Genomic DNA, 21,435 nt, shown 5'->3' with positions numbered 1-21,435 from the left:
TCCTTTGTCCGAATCCCTCGCCGACCGCCTCACCGACTATGCCGCCGTTGCGTCCGACCTTGGGGTTGACGCTGTAGCGCTTGTGCCAGGACCGAATTTCACCCGCGTCGTGCAGCACAGCTTCATGAGTCACGAGCGTCCGTTCGTTCTGGTGATTCCGGCAAACGGCCCTGCCGCCGCGCTGGTGCCGAACCTCGAATTGGGAAGCTGGGATTTGGTCGGTTTCGATGGCGCGGTGTTCGACTGGCGCGATCAGGACGGGTATGATGCAGCGTTCACCGATTTGACGCGCCACCTGTCGATCAACTCTCTGGCCGTCGAAGGGCAGATCATGCGGGTCTTCGTGCATCATGCGCTCAAGACCGCGCAACCCGACCTGAAGATCATCGACGCCGAGCGCGAGATTTCCGCGCTCCGGATGATCAAGACCGATGCCGACATCGCCGCGATGCAGCTTGCCATCGACATTTCCGAGCGCGCGCTGGCGCGAACGCTGGACAGTGTGCGACTGGGGCAATCAGAAAAAGACATCGAACAGATGCTGGTTCAAAGCCTGTTCGCAGAAGGCGCTGACGATCTGGCGTTTGCGCCAATCGTTGCCGCAGGCGAAGGCTCGGCGCGCCCGCACGCCAAAGCGCGGCATGACTACCCCGTCAAGGCGGGCGACGCGCTGTTGTATGATTTTGGTGCACGCAAAGACGGCTTTTGCGCCGACATCACCCGGACCGTTTTCCTTGATCACGTCTCCGATGAAGGCCGCGCCGTCTATGACACCGTTCTTCGGGCCAATATGGCCGGTCTTGCCATCACCCGCGCGGGCGTCACCGCACATGACATCGACGATGCGGTGACCGGCGTTCTGGAAGCCTCTCCTTTCGCGGATCGCATCCGCACCAAGACCGGTCACGGTCTGGGCCGCGACGTACATGAAGCGCCCTATATCATGCGCGGCAATCACATGGTTCTGCCAGCTGGAACGGTCTACACCAATGAACCGGGTCTGTACGAAATCGGTAACTTCGGTGTCAGGATCGAGGATGATGTTCTCGTCACCGAGGATGGGTGCAAGACACTGACCAACTTCACAAAGGAGCTGACGGTGTTGTCATGCTGAATTATTTCCTCAGCCGTCTGTTGACCTTTATTCCCACCTTCATCGGTGTGACGCTGATTTCCTTCAGCTTCATCCGCGCGCTGCCCGGAGACCCGATTGTCGTCATGGCCGGTGAACGCGGGCTCAGCGAGGAACGCTATGCCGAGTTGTCTGCGCAATTCGGCTTTGACCGACCGATCTACGTCCAGTTCTGGGAATATTTGACAGGCGTGATGCAAGGCGACCTCGGCACCTCTTTCGTCACCAAGCGCCCCGTTTTCGATGAGTTTTTCGCGCTTTTCCCTGCCACGCTGGAATTGTCCATCTGCGCCATGATCTTCGCGGTGTTGCTTGGCCTGCCCGCTGGTGTGATCGCCGCCGTAAACCGGGGCAAGTTCTTTGACCGCGCGCTGATGTCCACCGCACTTGTCGGATATTCAATGCCGATTTTCTGGTGGGCCCTGCTTCTCATCATCGTCTTTTCGGGCAACCTTGGCTGGACCCCCGTGTCGGGGCGCATCAGCCTGATGTATTACTTTCCCGATGCCACCGGGTTCATGCTGATTGACAGTCTGGTCTCGGGTCAAAAGGGCGCTTTTTCCTCTGCTGTCTTGCACTTGCTATTGCCGACCATCGTGCTTGGAACCATCCCGCTTGCCGTCATCGCGCGCCAGACACGGTCTGCCATGCTCGAAGTGCTGGGCGAGGACTACATCCGCACCGCTCGTGCCAAGGGCATGTCGCCGGGGCGCATCAACGGGATTCACGCTTTGCGTAACGCGATGATCCCCGTCATCACCGTGATCGGCCTCAGCGTCGGCACCCTGCTTGCCGGGGCCATCCTGACCGAGACGATCTTCAGTTGGCCGGGCATCGGCAAATGGATGGTCGATAGCATTTTCCGGCGCGATTATCCGGTCGTTCAAGGCGGACTGCTCCTGATCGCCGTGATGGTGATGGTCGTCAACCTGACTGTCGACATGCTTTACGGTATCATCAACCCCAAGATCAGGAAGCGCTGATATGGACGACGCTCTTTCCGCCGAAGCGAAGATGGTCAACGACCGGCCGGGCCGGTTGCGCGAATTCTGGTTTTATTTCCGCGAAAACCGGGGGGCCGTCATCGGGCTTTGGATCTTTGCGGTTTTTGCCTTCCTTGCGCTGTTCGGCCCGTGGATCGCGCCCCATAGCGCGACCGAGCAGTTCCGCGCTGACACATTGGTTCCGCCGTTCTGGCAAGAGGGTGGCAGTTGGAAATACGTTCTGGGGACCGACCCGCTGGGCCGCGATATGCTCTCTCGTCTGATTGTCGGCGCGCGGTTCTCGTTCTTTGTCGGCATCGTGGTCGTGACCGTCGCCGCGACTGGCGGCATTCTGATCGGGCTTGTGGCCGGTTTCGCGCCGAAATGGCTCGACAGCATCATCATGCGGATCATGGACATCATCCTGGCCTTTCCGTCACTGCTGCTGGCATTGGTTCTGGTGGCTATCCTCGGGCCATCGCTGACCAATGCGATGATCGCCATCGCGATCGTTTTGCAACCTCATTACGTACGGTTGACGCGCGCCAGCGTACTGTCCGAAAAGCAGAAAGATTACGTCACATCCGCCCGCGTCGCCGGTGCCGGATACCTGCGGCTCATGTTCGTCACCGTCCTTCCCAACTGTCTCGCGCCGATCATCGTACAGGCGGCGCTGTCCTTCTCGACCGCGATCCTCGATGCCGCCGCTCTGGGCTTCCTTGGCATGGGCGCACAGCCCCCGACCCCGGAATGGGGCACCATGCTGGCCGAGGCGCGCGAATTCATCCTGCGCGCATGGTGGGTGGTAACGTTCCCCGGCCTCGCGATCCTTGTCACCGTGTTGGCAATCAACCTCATGGGCGACGGCCTTCGCGACGCGCTCGATCCGAAACTGAAGCGAAGCTAGGCCCATGACCCTATTGCGCATCCGAAACCTCAGCGTCGATTTCGCCACCTCTGCCGGTTCGTTCCGGGCCGTCGATGCCGTCGATCAGGACGTGGGCACGTCGGAAATCCTGGCCATCGTCGGCGAAAGCGGATCGGGAAAGTCGGTCTCGATGCTCGCGGTCATGGGCCTGTTGCCCTGGACCGCAACCATCACCGCCGACGAGATCAGCTTTGACGGCCATGACCTCCTGAACATCGACAACCGCGCGCGGCGCCGGATCGTGGGCAATGATCTGGCGATGATCTTTCAGGAACCGATGTCGTCACTCAATCCGTGCTTCACCGTCGGCTGGCAGATCAAGGAAGCCCTCCGGTTTCACCTTGGGCTGAGCCGCCGCGACCGCCACGCCCGCGCGATCGAGTTGTTCGAGCAGGTGGGCATCCCCGATCCTGAAAAACGGCTGTCAGCGTTTCCACACCAGCTTTCGGGCGGCATGAACCAGCGCGTGATGATCGCCATGGCGATTGCCTGCAAACCCAAGCTCCTGATCGCTGACGAGCCGACGACGGCGCTTGACGTGACCATTCAGGCGCAGATCCTCGATCTGCTGGCCTCGTTGCGCGACGAGACCGGGATGGGCCTTGTGCTCATCACCCATGACATGGGCGTCGTTGCGGAAACCGCCGAACGTGTCAGCGTGCAATATGCGGGCCAAAAGGTCGAGGAACAGCCGGTCGGTGATCTGTTCGCCTCGCCGCATCACCCCTATACCGCAGCCTTGCTCGATGCGCTGCCGGAGCGGGCAACGGAACGGATGCTGCCGACGATCCCCGGCGTCGTGCCCGGCCAGTTTGATCGGCCTGAGGGGTGCCTGTTCTCGCCGCGCTGCAAATTCGCCGATGCCAAGTGCAAATCCACACCGCCGCCCCCACTGGGCGAGGATCTGGGATATGCGCGCTGCTTTTATCCGCTCAATACCGATGAAAGGATTGCCTCATGACGACCCCTGTGATGCAGGCGACCGCATTGCAGCGGCATTACGAGGTCAGCAGCGGGCTGTTCCAGAAACCCCGCCTCCTGAAAGCGGTGGCCGGTGTCGATTTCGAGGTGACGCCCGGCAAGACGCTCGCGGTGGTCGGAGAGTCGGGTTGCGGAAAGTCCACACTCGCCCGCATGGTCGCGATGATCGAGGAACCGACAGAAGGCACGCTCACGCTGAACGGCAAGCCTGTACAGCGGGAAAATTGGGCCGACCTGCGCCAGTCGGTGCAGATCGTGTTTCAGGATCCGTACGGATCGCTCAATCCGCGTCAGCGCGTCGGCAACATTCTGATGGAGCCGCTGGTCATCAACGGCAGCCTGTCGAAGACCGAACGCGAGGCCAAGGCGCGCGAGATGTTGCAACTCGTGGGCCTGCGCCCCGAGCATTTCGATCGTTATCCGCACATGTTCTCTGGCGGTCAGCGCCAGCGTATCGCCATTGCGCGCGCGCTGATGCTCGATCCCAAGGTGCTGGTGCTTGACGAGCCGGTTTCGGCGCTGGATCTGTCGATCCAGAGCGCGATCCTCAACCTGCTGCTGGAATTGCAGGAGCGGCTCCAGCTTGCCTATTTGTTCATCAGCCACGACCTGAGCGTTGTTCGCCACGTCGCTGACGAAGTGATCGTGATGTATCTTGGCCGCGCCGTTGAGAAAGGCCCGAAGGAAGAGCTGTTTGACGCTCCGCAACATCCCTACACCGTCGCTCTGTTATCCGCGACGCCGCAGGCTGATCCGGCCGGCGTGAAGAAACGCATCAAGCTTCAAGGCGAGTTGCCGTCGCCATTGGCAATTCCCGATGGTTGCCCCTTCGCGCCGCGCTGTTGGAAAGCGCAAGACAAGTGCCGTGCCGAAGTGCCCAAGCTGGGCGACGGTCGTCACGTTGCGGCCTGTTTCTTTCCCGAGAATGTCGGGCAAGCATAAAAATGGCCCGATCCGGTGATAGACCGGATCGGGCCTTTTTTCGCGTTTACTGTCACTACGCGGCGCGTGACAGTTCCTGTTGCGCATCTTCGATAAAGTCCGCGTGCAGCGCCTTGATGACAGGGTTCAGCGCGTCGCGATCCACGATGATCTGCACATCGACCTTGCGTGGTCCTTGGCTGGCGCCGATGGCGCCATGACCGGCGTTGGAAATCGCGACCAAGGCCCGTTGCAGAACCGAAAGCCCGGTCAGGTCACGACCGATGACAGACACCATTGACGCGCTGCGCGTCGTGATCTCGGCGGCGGGATAGACGGCAGCGATGTCCTTTTCCACCCGGCGCATCGTTTTCAGCGACGTATCAAGGTAATGCGTGATGGTGTTGGCGTTTGACACTTTCGACACGATCCTGACCTTGTGCCGCTTGAGCACGTCCAGGATGGTTGCGTCGTAGCCTTTGACTCCGACCATGTCCTGCTCGAACACTTCCAGCGTCAGGATATCGAGGCCGGCAATGATCTCCACAGCCGGCGTATCGGCTGGGCGGTCGTCAATCAGCGTGCCCGGATCGTTCGGTTCAAACGCGTTGGTGATCCGCAAGGGAACATCGGCCTGTCGCAGGGTCTTCGCCGCAAGCGGATGGATCGCTTCCATTCCCATGTTGGAGAGCTGGTCCGCAACATCATAGTTGGTGCGACCCAGCTTGCGCACCGCATCGGCACCCACCAGTTTCGGGTCCGACGAAGACAAGTGAAATTCCTTGTGAATGATCGCCTCGCGTGCACCCAACATCGCGGCGATCTTTGAGAACGTCACCTCGGAATAGCCACGGTCAAATTGCTTCATCAACCCCTCGGCACATTGGGCATAGCCGGTGACGATCGGCATTTCGGTTGCCGGATCAATCCGCTCCATGGCGTTGGCAATGCGCTCTTCCAGCGTTGCATCGCCTTCGTCGCGCCAGCCCGAAAGGTCCACAAATCGTGCATTCACATCGGCGCGGCACAAGAGCAGCGTTGTGACAAACGCGGAATGCGCCTCGCCCAGACCGGACAGGATCTCCCGGATTTGCAGCATGTGTTCGGACAGACGGAAGTGGCCGTAGGAACAGATGCGTTGCAGGTCGATCAGACAGTTGCGCGCGCCCTGTGTGCGCTCGGCCACGAAGGAATCCGCCTGTTCGATATCGCCGGGATGATCGAGGATCGTGTGATTGATCTTTTGCATTTCCTCGGTGACGCGGTTCAGCGCGTCGTGCCAGCCGTGATCGGAATCCGCATTCGAGAAATGCGCATAGACCCCTGGTTCGCCGGACTTTTTGTGCTCAAGAAGCAGATCGGTGACACCGCCAAACGCAGACACCACGAAGACGCGACCGTAAAGGTCGGCCCCCTTTCGGGAGCCGATGAACAGCGTATCCTTGAGTTCATTCACGCGGGACATGGATGTCCCGCCGATTTTTTCGACTGTATAGGTAGGTCGGGTCATAATCAGTCAGCAAGCTCCTCTGCCGGGGCGTAGGATCCATCTTCGCGGTGAACCTCCTTGCCGGTGACGGGCGGATTGAAGCAGCACGCCATGTGCAGCTCTTCCTCAGCCCTCAGGACGTGCTTGTCATGCAGGTTGAGCGCATACATCACACCGGGTTTGATCGCGTGGGTTTCGCCGGTGGCAATATCGGTGATCGAGCCTTTGCCCTTCATGCAATACACGCTCTCGAAGTGGTGCTTGTAGTGGAACGTATGCTCCGAGCCCGCTTCGAGAATGGTGATGTGGAACGAAAACCCCATGCCGTCATCGGCCAGCAACATCCGGGTCGAGGTCCACTGTGCGTCGGCAATATGGCGATCGGTTTTTTTCAGTTCGTTGAAATCACGGACAATCATCTGATATCACTCCGCTGCCATTTTCAGTGTCTTGGTCACGTCGCGCGTGGCCTGCATCAGGATGTCGAACCCTTCCCGCATGACCTCTTGCGATGTGGTGAGCGGTGCGAGGTACTTGACCACCTCATCATGCGCGCCGGATGTCTCGATCACCAGACCGAGTTCATAGGCACGCGCGCAGATCGCACCGGCCAGTTCACCGGAACCGACATCGACGCCCTGCATCAGGCCGCGCCCTTTGAGGGTCGCGCCGTCGATGAGCTCCGCCACATCGTTCAGCGCGGTGGTCAGCAGGACCGATTTGTGCGCAAGCGACTTCTCGAACGTGTCGTCCGCCCAGAACTTCTCGAAGGCGACGCGTGCAGTGACGAACGCATGGGTGTTGCCACGGAAGGTGCCGTTGTGCTCGGCCGGCTTCCAGGTGTCGTATTCCGGCTTGATCAGCAGTGCCGCGAATGGCAGGCCGAAGCCCGACAGTGATTTCGCCTGCGTGACCATGTCGGGCTTGATCCCCGACGCCTCGAAAGAGAAATACGTGCCGGTCCGGCCACAGCCGGACTGGATGTCGTCGATGATCAGCAACGCGCCGTGTTCACGGGCGAGCTTTTCGATGCCACGCATCCATTCGTCAGACGCCGCATTCAGTCCGCCTTCGCCCTGGATCGGCTCGAAGATGAACGCCGCCGGTGCGTCGATCCCCGAAGACGGGTTCGACAGCATCGCCTCGATCACTTGAAGCGTATCGACGTCTTCGCCGAGCGATCCCTCGAACGGAAGATGCGTCACGTCGGTCAGTGATCCGGTGCCCGCACCGCCCCGCTTGCCCTTGTTGCCGGTCAGCGCCAGGGCGCCCATGGTCATGCCGTGAAAGCCGTTGGTGAAGGAGATCACGTTACGACGGCCCGTGACCTTGCGCGCGAGCTTTACCGCAGCCTCGACAGCATTCGTGCCGGTCGGACCGGTCATCATCACTTTGTAATCCATTCCGCGCGGCGCGAGGATATGGTCTTCGAACGCCTGTAGAAACGCACTTTTGGCGTCGGTGTGGAAATCGAGCCCGTGTGCGATTCCATCGCGCGAGATGTGCTCGATCAGAGCGGCTTTCATGTCAGGGTCGTTGTGGCCGTAGTTCAGCGATGAACAGCCCGCCAGAAAGTCGATGTAGCGCTTGCCGTCGATGTCGAACATCTCCGAACCGCTCGCCTTGGTGAACACCGCATCCATGTTGCGGCAGTAGGAACGCGCGTTGCTTTCGCGGCGCTCATAGATTGATGTCTGGTCTACCATGTCCTTGGGCATAGAGTATCCTTTCCCCTTTTTGAGGGTATCGTCTTGTGTTCAGATTGAAGAGCGTCTTAGGCGGCGCGTTTGATCTCGTCGCTGCCTGTCAGGGTGATCGTCACCAGATGCTCAGTGTCATGTGCGCCGTCGAAATGCGTGTTTTCCTTGAAGTAAGGCGCATCCGTCAGATCTCCGCCGATGTCGCGGGCAAGGCTGCGGAACAGCCCCCAAGACGCATCATTGTCTTTCGTGATCGTGGTCTTCATCGTGGCCGCGTCAGCGACCTCATCGCGATTGATGAGTTCTTTCAGCATCGTCTTGCCAAGCCCCAGGCCCCGTGCCTTCGGGCTGACGGCGACCTGCCAGACAAAAAAGGCATCCTCGCTCGGGATCATGTGACCCGAGATCCAACCGACGATTTCGTCACTCAACTCCGCGACGACACATGTGTCGCGGAAATGGTCCGCCTGGATCAGATTGGCGTACATCGAATTCTCGTCAAGCGGGTCACAGCTGCGAATCAGCTCCCATATTTCGGCCCCGTCCTCGGCAGTCGGTTTGCGCAGACGGGGCATCCGAGTTCGGGTGGGAGTGGTATCTTTCGGCATGTTCACAGACCTCTTTTGTAATTCGACTGTCTAAATAGTATGCTGCACGGCAGAATTCAACATCTAGCGCTCATAGCGGCGAAATAACTGGATTACTCTAGATTTTGCGCAACGACAGCGGCTTTGATGCTTTGTTCATCTAACCATAGTTCGAGCACGGCACGGGTATCCGCCACCTCTGCCCTCACAAGCTTAGAAGATTGAAGCATTTGCGTCATTCGTGCGATCATCCCCGCCATGATGTCGAGCCAGCAAAACCGCACGGATGAAAGCCTAATCGCGCTGCGCCGAATTCTGCGCGCGACCGAGATTTATGCGCGCGATCTTGCGCAGGCGGCAGGCATGACCCCGGCACAGCTTCGTGTGCTTCAGATTGTCGATGAGAAAAACTCCACCACGCCCAAAGCGCTGTCCGATCAGATGCGTGTCAGTCAGGCGACCGTCACGGCACTTGTGGACAAACTGGTCACTCGCAAACTCGTCGAGCGTGAATCCTCAAAGCTCGACCGGCGCCAGATCAATGTCGTCATGACGGATCTTGGTCGCAAGACGCTCGCCCAAGCCCCCGACCCCCTTCAGCAGCGCTACACACGCGCCTTCGCCAAACTCGCCGATTGGGAGCAGGCGCAACTGGTCTCATCTCTCGAGCGGGTAGCGAGCATGCTGGACGCAATCAACATTGATGCATCGACGGTGCTGACCACGGGCGAACTGCCCGTTGACCCGAAATTCGATTGATCCGAACGCACGTCGTTCCACTGGATCATGCGCAGGCAAACGGATTTTGGCAATTTCCGCGCCATAAACCCCTGTTTTGCCTACCAATCGAAAAATGCCGCCGCGTTACGAATTCCACACCTGGAGAGGTCAAAGACATGGGTGTTATATCGACATCTGTGCTGGTATGGCTAGAAACATTGGTGTCTTCAGAACACGATTATGTTGCAAATTTATCGCCAATTTCAACAATCTAGGGTTGATTTCTTAAGCGACTAACAGCAACAAGATGTATTGCTTATGTTTGTTACGAGTTGAGATCGCAACGTCCGGCACGCAGGGCGTAAAACACATTCAATCCGCTAGCACCGGATCGGGAATTCAGAAATCATGAAACTCTTGTGGGTCTTGCTACGCCGGGTGGATGTCCTCTCCATCATTGCCGCGTGCCTCATGGTTGGCGTTGTTCTCGATAATCTGAGCCTCGTGCGACACCGCGCCGATCAACGATTGATGACACTCGAGGAAGCCTACAAAGTGCAATCGGCGCTGGCGAACGAGGTGAACGAGAAGCTGCTTCTGAGCCAGGGAGTCATGGCTGCCATCGCGGCAAGACCCGACATCACACAAAGCGACTTTACGCGCGCGGTGTCGCATCTGGTGGAAGACATAGACAATATCATCAACGTGGCCGCCGCGCCGGATCTGATCTTTCGGCACGTTTACCCATTCGAGGCGAATAAGAAGGTCGTCGGTCTGGACCTTTCCGATTTCCCCGAGCAATTGGGAGCGGTTCGAGAAGCGCTGGAGACAGGGCAGACGATATTTGACGGACCGAACGACCTTGTTCAGGGTGGTCGCGGATTCATCACGCGAACGCCAGTGGATCTCTATTACAGTGGCGAGTCGCAATCATCTTTTTGGGGGATCGTTTCACTTGTCATCGACGCGGATGGTTTTTTTCAGAGCGCCGGTGTGATGGACACATCGTTGCCCTACCGGCTTTCTGTCACGGATCAGGACGGCCAATTGCTCACCGGGGAAGCCATTCCCCCAGAGGCAGACCCCGCTGCGGTCAAGCTTGAGAAAGCTGGAATCAACTGGACGATCCAAGCCATTCCAGCGACCGGATGGGCCACGTCACCTCCGAACCGCATCATGATCTGGTCCGTTGTCTTGGTCACGGCCCTGTTCCTGATTGCCATCGCGGAACTGATTCGATGGGCGTTCGCGAAAAAGGACAAAGCCGAAATTTATCTCAAGGAAGCGCTTGATGCTTTGAGTGATGGCTTTGCCTTGTACGACCAGGACGGCAAACTCATCATGTGCAACCAGAAGTACCGCGAACAGTACCCTGCTGCTTCGGACATCATGGAACCGGGCACCAGCCTTGAGGCCATACTTCGTCGCGGGCTTGACGTTAAATTCTATCCTGCCGCGATCGGGCGTGAAACGGAGTGGCTTGCCGAACGTCTGAACGCTCAAAAGCACCCCGGTCAGGTCTTTGAACAGGAATTGTCGGATGGTCGCTGGCTGAGACTGGAGGAGCGACGCACGCCAAGTGGAACACTCGCGGGCTTGCGAGTTGACATCACCGAGCTGAAAATGGCCTTGCAACGCGCGGAATCGGCAAACGCGATCAAAACCGATTTTCTGAATGCGTTGAGCCATGAGTTGCGCACGCCCCTTTCCGTGGTTCTTGGATACAATGCGTTTCTCAACAAACCCGATGTTCTGCCATCATATAAATCGCTGGAAAAAACACTTGAGGATGCAAACGATGAGGCTGCGGCTTTGCAGTTGAAGGCAGTACGCGATGACATCACGAAATTCGCGGGCCACATTGATCTTTCCGGCAAGCAGCTCATGGCCCTCTTGTCCAATCTTCTGGACATCGACGCGATCGAGCGCGGGTCTCTCAAGATCGAGATGGAACCTCTTGACTTGAGAGCGGTCCTGGACGACGTGATTGCAGAAAATAGGGCGCGGGCGGAGGCCAAGGGCCTGAGACTCGAGGTCGATCACGGCGCGGAAGGCGTGTGCGCCGATCCTGCCAGGCTGCGCCAGATTCTCAGCAATGTCGTGTCAAACGCCTTGAAGTTCACCAACGCGGGCGACGTCACAATCCGGACCTGTCATCCAGACCCGAGGGCAGAGTTTACCCGCATTGAAGTGTCCGACACCGGCGAAGGGATCAGCCAAAGCGAGATCAATACGATATTTGATACGTTCTACCAGTCCGACTCCACGAGCAGCCGTAAGCACGGCGGCCTTGGCCTCGGGCTGTCCATGGTCAAGAAGCTAATCGATCTTCACGACGGTTCCATCAATGTGCAAAGCGAGATTGGACAAGGTACGACCGTTCAGATCGACCTGCCCTCTGCCGAACTTGAGCTTGCGACACGAGTCGGCTGAGTCGCTCCGCAATAATTGCCCTATCACGCTGCTATGCTGACTTATTTTCGTCCATTTTTCTGACTATTCATGTTTCCGAACGACGCAGAACCCAAATGGGAAAACGTTATTTTCGAGATCAAGGTGAATGTTATGGGTTCAGCACAGTCCACAAACCACATGGCGAGACCGGCTGTCCTGCGTCACATTTCGGGCGGCACCACCATCCTGGCAGGCGCTGCCGCGCTGTTCTCCGGGTGGGGACTGCATTCTCAATCGTTTGCTAATCTCGGCTCCGACGGTCTTATGGCGATATTGGCCGGATCAACCGTGCTTGCAGCCGCAAGCGCTTATGCCATGGCATATTTCACCGCCAAAGCCGGCAAATTTGCGCCACCACGGGCTTGCACCGACGCCGTCGGTATCCGTGACTGTGCCCTGAACGAACACACCATCGTCAGTATCGTCGATCACACGGGAAAGGTCTCGATGGTCAACGAGAATTTCGTCGCATCGTTGGGATACCAGCCTGATGAAATCATTTTCCAGGAACCGCACCTGATCTACGCGGATCAAGACGTATTTGCCGACGTCCGCGACCACGTGACCCAAGGCAAGGTGTGGAAAGGCGAACAGGTTCTCAAGGCACGCGACGGCCGCTTGTTGAGCTTTCAGACCACGGTCATGCCGAGTTTCGATGAAAATGGAAACTTTTCAAGCAGCGTGGCAATTCGGACCGACCTGACAACAACGCGCGCGAAAGCTGCATACGAAGGGCGAAATGACGTCCTGGAAAGTTTGCGCGACATGGTCTTTGTCTATGAGCCGGAGACATACAAGGTTCTTTACGTGAACCAGGCTGGCCGCGATCAATTGGGCTGGACCGCGAATGAAAACGGGACAAAGTCAATGCTGGATACGTTCAGCAGGTTCGATCTTTCAGTGTTCCAAACCTACCTCGCGCCGCTTTTGAAGGGTGAAACAGCGCAAGTCCGCATTCAAGTCATGCACGACACCGGCCCGGTTGAGGTGGTGACGCATTTCGGGAAAGGAATTGACGGCGACCCGTGTCTCATTTCCGTCGTACGCGACGTTTCAGAGCGTATCAAAGCCGAAAAATTGAAGCTGATGTCGGTTTCGACAGTCAGCCATGAGTTACGCACTCCGTTGACCTCCATCAAGGGCGCATTGCGCTTGCTCGAATCCGGCGCCTTGGGCGATTTGAACGCCCAGTCACGAAAGATGATCGGGATCGCGCATCGCAACAGTGACCGACTTCTTTCGATCGTCAACGATATCCTGGACCTTGAAAAGATTGAGTCAGGAGAAATCAGCTTTACCGCACAGCGCGTCAATCTTTCCGACATTCTGAATGAAGCGGCAGAAGCCCATTCTTCGTACGGGAACGACACGGGAGTGAATTTCGTCGTCGAACCCTGCCAAGAGGCGTGCTCGGTTGAAGCGGACCCCGACAGGTTGATGCAGGTGCTTGCCAACCTGATGTCGAACGCGGCCAAGTTTACCCCCCCTGACGGAACCGTTCGCCTGTCTGTCAAAAGCATGGGAGACTATTGGCGGGTTTGCGTCACTGATACTGGTCCGGGAATCCCCGACAGTGCCCGAAGCAATATCTTTGACAGCTTTTTCCAAGTGAAAAACGAAGCCAAGTATTCAAGGCCCGGCACGGGATTGGGCTTGACGATCTGCAAGCGGATCATCGAATTGCACAAGGGCCGTATTTCATTTGAAACCCAGATCGGAAAAGGCACCGTATTTTACTTCGACCTGATGAAGAAGGAACCGTTGCACCTTGGTAAGCAAGATGCAGCGTGATACTTAGCCATGTCGAATATTGTTCGAGCCGCAGATCGCTTCAGGAGACATCAATTGTCACAGCTCTCTTCCATCCTTCACGTCGATGACGATGACGACATTCGGGACATCGCAAAGATGGCTTTGACCATGGTCGACTCCTATGAATTGCGACAGGCAGCATCGGCGTCCCAAGCACTTGCGGAAATTGAAGATCAAATCCCAGATCTGCTATTGCTGGACGTCATGATGCCGGAAACCACCGGTCCACAGTTGTGGGATGTGATCAAGTCACGCCCCGACTTGAAACATATCCCGGTCATCTTCATGACTGCAAAAGCCGAAGATTCCGTATCTGTGGAGTTATTGAAAGCAGGTGCGTTGGCCGTCATTACGAAGCCTTTCGATCCGATGACATTAGGTCAACAGATCCGTTCCGTTTGGGATGAAAAACTGGACGTGGTTGCATCAAGTTCTGGCTGAGTCGGAATTTAGCGATGTCGTTGGCGGGATTCATCAAACCGATTTATCGGCATCGTTCATTGATCCATGATGATGCGCATCGGGTGTTCGCACCCTCTTCATCAGGCGAAATCCCTTTCTTACGCCAATTCGGCGTTTAAGACCCAACGCCCAATAATTTTGCAATCAACTTGCTCGTTGTTTTACGGGTATCGGCTTACAAGATCCCTAAAGAAATTCGCACTGTAGCCGCATATCATCACAGAGGTGATCGCAAGAAAACCAACATTGTTTCGCAGCCGGTTGAAAACCTGGTTATAAAAAAGGTTCAACAGAGGCATAAAGGAGGCAGTTTGAATGGCGAAACATCCAATCCCCGCATTCGGTGGGCATTGTTTGCAGACCAGCAATGACAATCCACTCGATTGTTGATCACCCACTGTTTACGACAAATTTTCGCCAAACTTTGCTTTTAGATTTGGTTCAGAGCCGTCAGCACGACCTGTAGAGGTAGTTCAAGCATCATCCTTCAGGAACAGCTCTGTGCGGCACCATTACAGACCGACGCCATACGCGTTCAAATAAGGTTCTAAAAGCCATGAAAATTCTCGCTGTCGATGATGATCCCATCTTTCTCGAACTTCTCGTCTCTACCCTGAACGAGATCGGTTATAGCAACGTCACTGCGGTGATGTCAGCGATGGAAGCTTTACATGAGATCGACACTGCGACTGACATGTTCGATTGCATGTTGTTTGACATCCAGATGCCGAATAAGGATGGGATCACGCTGACGAAAGAGGTTCGTCAACAATCCAGATTGGCAAGAACACCAATTGTCATGATAACCTCAATCCAACAACGTGACGCGATTGATCAGGCCTTTGCGGCTGGCGCAAATGACTACATCGCGAAGCCAATCCAAGCGGCCGAGATCTCGACGCGATTGAATATGCTTGCACGTATATCGGAACTAAACGCGAAAGTAGAAAGTCATAACTCCGCCACAGCAGGATCGCGAATCTGGAAATACTCTGATCCAGTTCCGCTGGAGCAAAGGGATAACCTTCTCGATTATATGGCGTTGGAAAATTATCTTCTGACGATCGGCAGAATGCGCATGTCGAGTGTATGTGCCTTTGGGATAGAGCTTGATTACAGCTCTGACCTATTCGCATCTTTGCCCCAGGATGAATTTGTGGATATTTTGAACGATGTCTGCGCCATCCTTCTGGATAACATCAAGCAATACCGGCCATTGCTGTCTTACGCGGGATCGGGGCGGTTTGTGGCAGTGCTCCCCAAACCCGTGGATCTGGATAACAGTGAACTCGCGGCTCTCGTCAATGCCGAGCTGGGAAGCTTGTATTCCTCCATGTATCTTCGGGAAGATCACGTTATTTCGGTGAAGATCGGAAAAACCCGGCGGCCGAGTTTGCTGAACGGCTTTTCGCCCAAGGCATTGCTTGCGGAGGTCAAAACCGAACTTGTTAAGACAATCTCGCCCAACGCGGATCCGTTCCTCTGGAAAGGCGTCGCTTGATGTTGGATCAACGCACCTGCGAAGGGCCGTCAATGGCCTTTCAAAATACGCTGGCGAGGATTCAGAGCAAATTTATCGCCTCGTTACCGGAAAGGTTGGCGCGCATTCTGCATCTATTCGACTCAATTTCCCAAGGTGATGACATCTTGGGAAGCCTGCACGGTATCGAGCAGGAACTACACAAAATAGCAGGTGTGGCCGGGTCAGTCGGACATTCGCGGCTCGGCGAACACGCGTCCGAATTGGAGTTGCGGATTGCAGCGTATCGCGCCGGCGACAATTCGGACGTTGTGATAATCGCCGACAAGATCATTGCGATGACCCAGTTCTTGTCAGAGATAATTGACGAGCATCAAAGAACCTAGGTCCAACCCAAGCCGGATCGTCACGACTACCCGCTATTGCGCTTTTACCCACTACGGTAGACGTGCACCGCGCATGTGGCAAACCGCACAACGCGAGCGGCGGTCGATCCCAGAAAGAAATTACTGAGGCCGGGTCTGTGCGATCCGATGACGATGCAATCCACATCGTTGCGGGCCGCATAATCAATGATCGAACGCGAGGTATGACCGCGAATGATCTTGGGAGTGACCCGTTCCAGCCCTTTGACCTTTTCATGCAGAAGGGCACGCGCGCTTTCGTATCCTTCTTTCAGAATCTCTTCGTCCAGATATGCCCGGACGGATTCGTGGGGCGCTTCGTACACATGCAGACCGATTATTTCGCCATCAGGTCCGCATAATGCCTTTGCCACTTCCAGCGTTTGCGGTGAGATGTCGTGATCAAGTGCCATTGGGACCAGGATTCGTTGATACATCGGTGTCTCCTCTCAGGTGTTCGATCCGTCAGCTCCAAGGATCGAGAATGATCTTCGGCGCGGCGATGCGCCCCGAGTGTAGCGCTTGAAACGCGGAAAACCCATCACTCATCGCACGGCTCTCTGTCCAGTCGAGCGCGCCCATGCGGCCGTCGAAAATGGCCTGCGCGGCCTCACGAAAATCCTCTGCCGTGTAGGTATAGCAGCCGATGAACGTTATCTCCTGCAAGGTCATTCGCCGGACATCAAGACCGCCTGAATCCTCGCCCAACCCAACATGCGCGATGACGCCGCCGGGCGCCGCACAGGCGGAGGCAATCGCTCGGGTCGCGGAATATCCGACTGCGTCGATGATCAGGGGATAGGGTCCGCTTGCGGCTTCGGTGACGGTCTGATGGCAGGTGGTTTGAAGAAACTTGCGCCGTGCCGCCTGCGGTTCCGCAATCGTAACCCGACGCACGCCCATCGCGTTCAGTGCAAGCGCGGCTGCGAGGCCGATCGCTCCGCCTCCTATCACCAGCGCGTCGCGATCCATATCGGGATGCAAGGCCTGCAACGCTATCTTCACGGCGTGCCAGCTTACCGCGAGAGGCTCGGCAAGCGCGGCCTTGCGAAGCGGATTGTCATCCGGCACGTCGATCAGGTTGCGGTCTGGTATCGCGAGGAACTGTGCAAAAGCGCCCTCGCGCGGGTGCATGGAGATTATCTGACGGTCCGGACACAGGTTCTCGCGTCCGGACTTGCAGGCAGCGCAGGTCTGACAGGTGACAAGTGGGTTGACGGTGACGCGTGTTCCATCTTTCGGCCCCCCGGTGATTGTGCCGGCGGCTTCGTGACCAAGGATCAAAGGCGCAGGGCGGCGGGCGTCGTGACCGAGATAGGCGTGCATGTCGGACCCGCAGATGCCCACGGCCGAGACGCGGATCAGTTGTTCGCCCTCGGCAGGCACCGGGTCGGGCACATCGCGGTAGCCAAGCGTTTCGACTCCGTCATACACAAGCGCTTTCATTTCGCGGTAAACCCTCCGTCCACCATCAGGATTTGTCCGGTCACATAGGCCGATGCGTCGGAGCACAGAAACAGAACCGGCCCGTCGATATCCTCCAGCCGCCCGTTGCGTCGCAGGCAGGTTTGCGCCGCGTTACGATCGGCGCGCGCCGGATCGTCGAACACGGCCTTGGTGAGCTCAGTCGGAAAGAACCCCGGTCCGATCGCATTCGCGGTGATCCCGTGCGGCGACCATGCTTCGGCCATGGCGCGGGTCAGTTGCCCGATACCGCCCTTGCTTGCTCCATAGGCGATGCCGCCGGGAAAGGCGCGGGTGGTTTGAAGCGAGGCGAAGTTCACGATCCGGCCCCACCCCTTGGCTTTCATCGCGGGTGCGAATGTCTGGCTCAGAAAGAACGGCGCCGAGAGGTTCAGAGCGATTGTCCTGTCCCAACCCGGGAACGTGACGTCATCGGCTGGTTCGCGTGTGTTGATGCCAGCGGCGTGCATCAGGATGTCGGGGGGGCCAAACGGGGCGCTGGCCGCATCGCGCAGCATCTCCAGTCCTGAGCGGTCGGCAACATCTGCCTCGACGGTCTCGCAGGCAGCGCCGATCTCTGCCTTCAATGCGCCGAGCGCTCCTCCCCGTCGGGCAACGCCGATCACCTTTGCACCCGCGCTGGCCAGCACAATAGCTGCGCGCCGGCCGAGACCGGAACTTGCGCCGGTGATGACGGCGACGCGGCCAGTCAGATCGTACAACGCGGCCGGGTCAGTCATTGGCCGACAGGTCGAAATTTCGGTCGGGGAAGTACTTGGCGAGCCGCACATCAGCGGCCCGCGCATGCCCTTCCATCCCTTCGAGCCGCGAGATCCGCGCCGTTGCCTCGGCGACGCGCTGCGCGCCTTCGCGGGTGGCACGCTGCCAAGTGACCACCTTCATGTATTTGTGCACGCTCAGCCCGCCGGTGTAGCTTGCCGCGCCGGACGTGGGCAGGACGTGGTTCGTGCCGGTGGCCTTGTCGCCATAGGAGACGGTGGTTTCCTCGCCCAGAAACAGGGAGCCGTAACAGGTCAGGCGGTTCAGCCACCAATCCAGATCAGCGGCCTGCACTGTCAGGTGCTCGGGTGCGTATTCGTCGGCACAGGCGGCCATCTCCTCGCGGTTGTCGCACAGGATCACCTCGGCATAGTCGCGCCACGCGGCAAAGGCGTTGTCGCGGTTCACATCAGGCAGATCGTCGATCAGGTCGGGCACCAGCGCCATGACCTTTTCCGCCAGCGCACGATCATCGGTGACCAGCCACACCGGCGAATTATACCCATGCTCGGCCTGACTGACCAAATCGGTTGCCACAATATGCGCGTCGGCCCCGGAATCCGCCAGAATGAGGCTATCGGTGGGTCCGGCGATCATGTCGATGCCCACGCGACCAAAAAGGATACGCTTCGCCTCGGCGACAAACTGGTTGCCGGGGCCGACAAGGATGTTGGCGCGCGGAAGGCCGAACAGTCCGAAGGTCATCGCCGCAACGCCTTGAACGCCTCCCATCGCAAGGATCTTGTCTGCGCCGCAGATATGGGCGGCATAGACGATCGCAGGTGCCACACCCACGTCAGGGCGTGGTGGCGAGCAGGCAGTGATATGACGGCAGCCTGCGACCTTGGCAGTGGTCACCGTCATGATGGCGCTGGCGATATGGCTGTAGCGGCCACCCGGAACATAGCATCCCGCCGCGTCCACCGGGATGACCTTTTGACCGGCGATCATTCCGGGCACGATCTCGATCTCGACATCCGTCAGTGTCGATTTCTGCGCTTCGGCAAAGCGGCGCACGTTGTCATGTGCGAACTGGATATCGTCTTTCAGCTTGTCGGGCACCAGGGCGCAGGCTGCTTCGATTTCGGCTTCGGTCAGGACAATGTTTCCCTCGTACCGGTCGAACTTCTTGGCATAGTTCATCGCTGCCGCGTCGCCGCCCTTCTCGATATCATCGAGGATGGCCTTGACCGTTTCATGCACTTCGGACGCGTCGGATTTTGCGGTCAGCGTTGCTTTTTTCAAATATTCGCGGGGCATGTTTGAACCGTCCTATTTGTAGATTTCTGGAAGCAAGGTGGTCGACAGCGCCGGGACATAAGCGATGAACAAGACCACGATCAGCATGCTCAAGACGAATGGCACCGCGCGCGCCGCGATCTTGAGAATGGATTCCCCGGTGATGCCCGAGACCACGAAAAGGTTGAGACCCAGCGGCGGCGTGATGAACCCGACGCCGAGCGCTGTGATCATCATGATGCAGAACTGGATTTCGTTCATGCCGATATTGTCCGCAAGCGGCTTCAGGATCGGCGCGAGGATGACGATGTTCGGCGTTGTCTCCATCACGCAGCCGGCGGCGATCAGGATTCCGATCATCAACAGGATGAGAAGCCACGGCTCGTCGGTCAGCGACGTGACGGCGGTCACAAACCCTTGCGGAACGCCCATGATGGCCAGTGCCTCTGCGAGCGGTGCCGAGAAGGCGATGATCGGAAGGATCACTCCGTTGACCTTGGCGGAACTGAGCAGCATCGCGGGAAAATCGGCAAGGCTCAAGGTGCGCAGGATGAAGCCCATGAAGATTGTGACGACGACTGCGGTGGCACCGGCTTCGGTCGGAGTGAGGCGGCCCGAAAAGATACCGTAGAAAATGATGCCCGGCACGATGAACGCGTACCACCCGGATTTGAGCGAGCGTCCAAGATTGCCTGCCCACTCCCCGAAACTCAAACTCCCACCGCCCTCGTAATTGTAGATACGGTTGACGATGATGTTGGTGATCAGGATTGCGCCAAGGATCGCAAGACCGGGGATCAAGGCGGCCAGAAACAGCGTCGAGGCCGAGATTCCCAGCACAAGGCCGATGATGATATAGGCGATGGACGGCGGGATCAGGATGCCGGTGCAGGCTCCTGCCGCGACCAGCGCACAGGCATAGGGGCGTGGATAGCCGCTTTCGACCAAACGGCTGATGGTCATGCGACCCACGGCGGCGGCACCCGCGGCGTCCGATCCTGAAATGGCCGCGAACATGCCGCAGACCAGTACCGTGGCCGATCCAAACCCGCCCTTGGCGAAACAGGTCAGCGCCTCTGCCACGTCCAGAAACTTGCGTGACAGCCCCGTGCGCACCAGCACGTCACCCGTCAGGATAAACAGCGGCACCGCCGTCAGCGCGAACGCGTCGATGCCGGTGAACAGACTTTCCCCCACCGCGCTGAGCGGCAGATCGCCTGACATCACCAACATGATGATCGCGGCCGAACCGATTGCTGCCCAGACCGGAACAGCCAGTGCGATCAGGGACACGAAAAGGATCACCGGTACATAGAAATCCCAGCCAAGCTCGATCGTTTGATTGATTTGCGGCCACATCAGGTTGTTCCCTCAATCAAACAGCTTGTCGCCTTCGTAAACGTCGGTCCCGTCACGCAGGGACTTCACATCACGAAGCAAGGATTGAATGAGCCGCCAGATCATCAGGGCAAAACCTGTCGGAACCGCCATCAGGAACCATACCTGCGAAACCCGCAAGCCTGCGGTGACCGAACCGAAATTTGCCGAAACTTGGACTGTCTCGAGAGACCAGTAGAGCGCAATGATCGCGACCAGAAACATCACGACGTCACCAAAGATGTAGAGCAGCGCCTTAAGGCGCGGGCCGAGATAGTGCATGATCACATCAATCCGGATATGCGCGCGATCCTTGATGGCCGCAGACGCACCGATCCAAGCCAGATAAATAAAGGTATAGCGGACGATTTCCTCACCCCAGATCGAGGAGTAGGAAAATATCTCTCGCCGCAGAACCTCGATCGCCATCGTGATGACGAGCATCACATAGAAGACCAGAAGCAGCCATCGTTCGGCATTTCGGTCGATGGTTCGCAATGTCTCCATATATCCTCCGAGAGA

Annotated in this window: 21 protein-coding genes; 11 read left to right on the top strand and 10 right to left on the bottom strand. The window is 57.6% G+C overall.

All coding sequences use genetic code 11. The features are described from left to right. Positions 1–4: 4 nt before the first annotated feature. From ACGKZZ_RS13615 to ACGKZZ_RS13595, 5 genes are read left to right on the top strand one after another with little or no spacing between them, the layout of a single operon-like run. Positions 5–1,114 carry a M24 family metallopeptidase gene (locus ACGKZZ_RS13615; RefSeq protein WP_411224124.1) on the top strand — a complete coding sequence of 370 codons (1,110 nt, stop codon included), beginning with the start codon at positions 5–7 and terminating at the stop codon, positions 1,112–1,114. Continuing rightward, entirely contained in the window at positions 1,108–2,115 is a 1,008-nt protein-coding gene (locus ACGKZZ_RS13610; protein ID WP_411224123.1) for an ABC transporter permease subunit, read from the top strand. Before ACGKZZ_RS13615 ends, ACGKZZ_RS13610 begins: the two co-directional genes overlap by 7 nt. A gap of 1 nt (position 2,116) precedes the next feature. Then, entirely contained in the window at positions 2,117–3,022 is a 906-nt protein-coding gene (locus ACGKZZ_RS13605) for an ABC transporter permease subunit (protein WP_411224122.1), read from the top strand. 4 nt (positions 3,023–3,026) lie between these two features. Further along, on the top strand, positions 3,027–4,004 hold the full coding sequence (locus tag ACGKZZ_RS13600) for an ABC transporter ATP-binding protein (RefSeq protein WP_411224121.1): 978 nt from the start codon (positions 3,027–3,029) through the stop codon (positions 4,002–4,004). Continuing rightward, on the top strand, positions 4,001–4,966 hold the full coding sequence (locus tag ACGKZZ_RS13595; protein ID WP_411224120.1) for an ABC transporter ATP-binding protein: 966 nt from the start codon (positions 4,001–4,003) through the stop codon (positions 4,964–4,966). Before ACGKZZ_RS13600 ends, ACGKZZ_RS13595 begins: the two co-directional genes overlap by 4 nt. Before the next feature lie 55 nt (positions 4,967–5,021). Here ACGKZZ_RS13595 and ACGKZZ_RS13590 read toward each other — a convergent pair whose 3' ends face one another. Genes ACGKZZ_RS13590 through ectA form a run of 4 tightly spaced genes read right to left on the bottom strand, consistent with a single transcriptional unit; the run spans position 5,022 to position 8,742 of the window. After that, positions 5,022–6,455 (bottom strand): aspartate kinase, encoded by a 1,434-nt coding sequence (locus ACGKZZ_RS13590; protein ID WP_411224119.1) that lies wholly within the window; start codon positions 6,453–6,455, stop codon positions 5,022–5,024. Positions 6,456–6,457: 2 nt separating this feature from the next. Beyond that, positions 6,458–6,853, bottom strand: coding sequence for an ectoine synthase (locus ACGKZZ_RS13585; protein WP_411224118.1), 396 nt, complete (start codon positions 6,851–6,853; stop codon positions 6,458–6,460). Positions 6,854–6,859: 6 nt separating this feature from the next. Next, positions 6,860–8,152: a diaminobutyrate--2-oxoglutarate transaminase gene (gene ectB / locus ACGKZZ_RS13580; protein WP_411224117.1), complete on the bottom strand. Its 1,293-nt coding sequence runs from the start codon at positions 8,150–8,152 to the stop codon at positions 6,860–6,862. A 56-nt stretch (positions 8,153–8,208) separates the two neighbouring features. Continuing rightward, on the bottom strand, positions 8,209–8,742 hold the full coding sequence (gene ectA, locus ACGKZZ_RS13575) for a diaminobutyrate acetyltransferase (protein ID WP_411224116.1): 534 nt from the start codon (positions 8,740–8,742) through the stop codon (positions 8,209–8,211). A gap of 237 nt (positions 8,743–8,979) precedes the next feature. Here ectA and ACGKZZ_RS13570 point away from each other — a divergent pair, with 237 nt between their 5' ends. From ACGKZZ_RS13570 to ACGKZZ_RS13545, 6 genes are all read left to right on the top strand, one after another. Then, entirely contained in the window at positions 8,980–9,480 is a 501-nt protein-coding gene (locus tag ACGKZZ_RS13570; RefSeq protein WP_411224115.1) for a MarR family winged helix-turn-helix transcriptional regulator, read from the top strand. Positions 9,481–9,849: 369 nt separating this feature from the next. Then, positions 9,850–11,874 carry an ATP-binding protein gene (locus tag ACGKZZ_RS13565; RefSeq protein WP_411224114.1) on the top strand — a complete coding sequence of 675 codons (2,025 nt, stop codon included), beginning with the start codon at positions 9,850–9,852 and terminating at the stop codon, positions 11,872–11,874. A 69-nt stretch (positions 11,875–11,943) separates the two neighbouring features. Continuing rightward, positions 11,944–13,686, top strand: a complete 1,743-nt coding sequence (locus tag ACGKZZ_RS13560) for an ATP-binding protein (protein ID WP_411224113.1) — start codon at positions 11,944–11,946, stop codon at positions 13,684–13,686. Positions 13,687–13,695: 9 nt separating this feature from the next. After that, a complete protein-coding gene (locus ACGKZZ_RS13555; protein ID WP_411224112.1) occupies positions 13,696–14,148 on the top strand; it encodes a response regulator in 453 nt (150 codons plus the stop codon). Between the two features lie 577 nt (positions 14,149–14,725). Continuing rightward, a complete protein-coding gene (locus tag ACGKZZ_RS13550; protein ID WP_411224111.1) occupies positions 14,726–15,670 on the top strand; it encodes a response regulator in 945 nt (314 codons plus the stop codon). After that, positions 15,670–16,035: an Hpt domain-containing protein gene (locus ACGKZZ_RS13545; protein WP_411224110.1), complete on the top strand. Its 366-nt coding sequence runs from the start codon at positions 15,670–15,672 to the stop codon at positions 16,033–16,035. The genes ACGKZZ_RS13550 and ACGKZZ_RS13545 overlap by 1 nt, the downstream gene beginning before the upstream one ends. Before the next feature lie 44 nt (positions 16,036–16,079). Here ACGKZZ_RS13545 and ACGKZZ_RS13540 read toward each other — a convergent pair whose 3' ends face one another. From ACGKZZ_RS13540 to ACGKZZ_RS13515, 6 genes are read right to left on the bottom strand one after another with little or no spacing between them, the layout of a single operon-like run. Beyond that, positions 16,080–16,490 carry a universal stress protein gene (locus tag ACGKZZ_RS13540; RefSeq protein ID WP_411224109.1) on the bottom strand — a complete coding sequence of 137 codons (411 nt, stop codon included), beginning with the start codon at positions 16,488–16,490 and terminating at the stop codon, positions 16,080–16,082. A 28-nt stretch (positions 16,491–16,518) separates the two neighbouring features. Further along, on the bottom strand, positions 16,519–17,499 hold the full coding sequence (locus ACGKZZ_RS13535) for an alcohol dehydrogenase catalytic domain-containing protein (RefSeq protein WP_411224108.1): 981 nt from the start codon (positions 17,497–17,499) through the stop codon (positions 16,519–16,521). Further along, positions 17,496–18,257: an SDR family NAD(P)-dependent oxidoreductase gene (locus ACGKZZ_RS13530; protein ID WP_411224107.1), complete on the bottom strand. Its 762-nt coding sequence runs from the start codon at positions 18,255–18,257 to the stop codon at positions 17,496–17,498. The genes ACGKZZ_RS13535 and ACGKZZ_RS13530 overlap by 4 nt, the downstream gene beginning before the upstream one ends. Continuing rightward, positions 18,250–19,557: a histidinol dehydrogenase gene (gene hisD / locus ACGKZZ_RS13525; RefSeq protein WP_411224106.1), complete on the bottom strand. Its 1,308-nt coding sequence runs from the start codon at positions 19,555–19,557 to the stop codon at positions 18,250–18,252. Before hisD ends, ACGKZZ_RS13530 begins: the two co-directional genes overlap by 8 nt. 12 nt (positions 19,558–19,569) lie before the next feature. Then, positions 19,570–20,895: a TRAP transporter large permease gene (locus ACGKZZ_RS13520; protein WP_411224105.1), complete on the bottom strand. Its 1,326-nt coding sequence runs from the start codon at positions 20,893–20,895 to the stop codon at positions 19,570–19,572. Between the two features lie 12 nt (positions 20,896–20,907). After that, entirely contained in the window at positions 20,908–21,420 is a 513-nt protein-coding gene (locus tag ACGKZZ_RS13515; RefSeq protein WP_411224104.1) for a TRAP transporter small permease, read from the bottom strand. Between the last annotated feature and the right edge of the window lie 15 nt (positions 21,421–21,435).

It is taken from the genome of Marivita sp. S2033, assembly GCF_046592965.1.
GTDB lineage: Bacteria > Pseudomonadota > Alphaproteobacteria > Rhodobacterales > Rhodobacteraceae > Marivita.
Note: the sequence above shows the minus strand (reverse complement) of the source record. Positions and strands in the feature narration are given on the sequence as shown.

Excerpts from the sequence above, each read along its gene's own strand:
- ACGKZZ_RS13540 (WP_411224109.1), bottom strand. The coding sequence starts at position 16,490 with ATGTATCAACGAATCCTGGTCCCAATGGCACTTGATCACGACATCTCA.
- ACGKZZ_RS13605 (WP_411224122.1), top strand. The coding sequence starts at position 2,117 with ATGGACGACGCTCTTTCCGCCGAAGCGAAGATGGTCAACGACCGGCCG.
- ACGKZZ_RS13610 (WP_411224123.1), top strand. The coding sequence starts at position 1,108 with ATGCTGAATTATTTCCTCAGCCGTCTGTTGACCTTTATTCCCACCTTC.
- hisD (WP_411224106.1), bottom strand. The coding sequence starts at position 19,557 with ATGCCCCGCGAATATTTGAAAAAAGCAACGCTGACCGCAAAATCCGAC.
- ACGKZZ_RS13555 (WP_411224112.1), top strand. The coding sequence starts at position 13,696 with ATGTCGAATATTGTTCGAGCCGCAGATCGCTTCAGGAGACATCAATTG.
- ectA (WP_411224116.1), bottom strand. The coding sequence starts at position 8,742 with ATGCCGAAAGATACCACTCCCACCCGAACTCGGATGCCCCGTCTGCGC.
- ACGKZZ_RS13545 (WP_411224110.1), top strand. The coding sequence starts at position 15,670 with ATGTTGGATCAACGCACCTGCGAAGGGCCGTCAATGGCCTTTCAAAAT.
- ACGKZZ_RS13550 (WP_411224111.1), top strand. The coding sequence starts at position 14,726 with ATGAAAATTCTCGCTGTCGATGATGATCCCATCTTTCTCGAACTTCTC.
- ACGKZZ_RS13520 (WP_411224105.1), bottom strand. The coding sequence starts at position 20,895 with ATGTGGCCGCAAATCAATCAAACGATCGAGCTTGGCTGGGATTTCTAT.
- ACGKZZ_RS13600 (WP_411224121.1), top strand. The coding sequence starts at position 3,027 with ATGACCCTATTGCGCATCCGAAACCTCAGCGTCGATTTCGCCACCTCT.
- ACGKZZ_RS13560 (WP_411224113.1), top strand. The coding sequence starts at position 11,944 with ATGTTTCCGAACGACGCAGAACCCAAATGGGAAAACGTTATTTTCGAG.
- ACGKZZ_RS13515 (WP_411224104.1), bottom strand. The coding sequence starts at position 21,420 with ATGGAGACATTGCGAACCATCGACCGAAATGCCGAACGATGGCTGCTT.
- ACGKZZ_RS13590 (WP_411224119.1), bottom strand. The coding sequence starts at position 6,455 with ATGACCCGACCTACCTATACAGTCGAAAAAATCGGCGGGACATCCATG.
- ACGKZZ_RS13595 (WP_411224120.1), top strand. The coding sequence starts at position 4,001 with ATGACGACCCCTGTGATGCAGGCGACCGCATTGCAGCGGCATTACGAG.
- ectB (WP_411224117.1), bottom strand. The coding sequence starts at position 8,152 with ATGCCCAAGGACATGGTAGACCAGACATCAATCTATGAGCGCCGCGAA.
- ACGKZZ_RS13565 (WP_411224114.1), top strand. The coding sequence starts at position 9,850 with ATGAAACTCTTGTGGGTCTTGCTACGCCGGGTGGATGTCCTCTCCATC.
- ACGKZZ_RS13585 (WP_411224118.1), bottom strand. The coding sequence starts at position 6,853 with ATGATTGTCCGTGATTTCAACGAACTGAAAAAAACCGATCGCCATATT.
- ACGKZZ_RS13530 (WP_411224107.1), bottom strand. The coding sequence starts at position 18,257 with ATGACTGACCCGGCCGCGTTGTACGATCTGACTGGCCGCGTCGCCGTC.
- ACGKZZ_RS13570 (WP_411224115.1), top strand. The coding sequence starts at position 8,980 with ATGATGTCGAGCCAGCAAAACCGCACGGATGAAAGCCTAATCGCGCTG.
- ACGKZZ_RS13535 (WP_411224108.1), bottom strand. The coding sequence starts at position 17,499 with ATGAAAGCGCTTGTGTATGACGGAGTCGAAACGCTTGGCTACCGCGAT.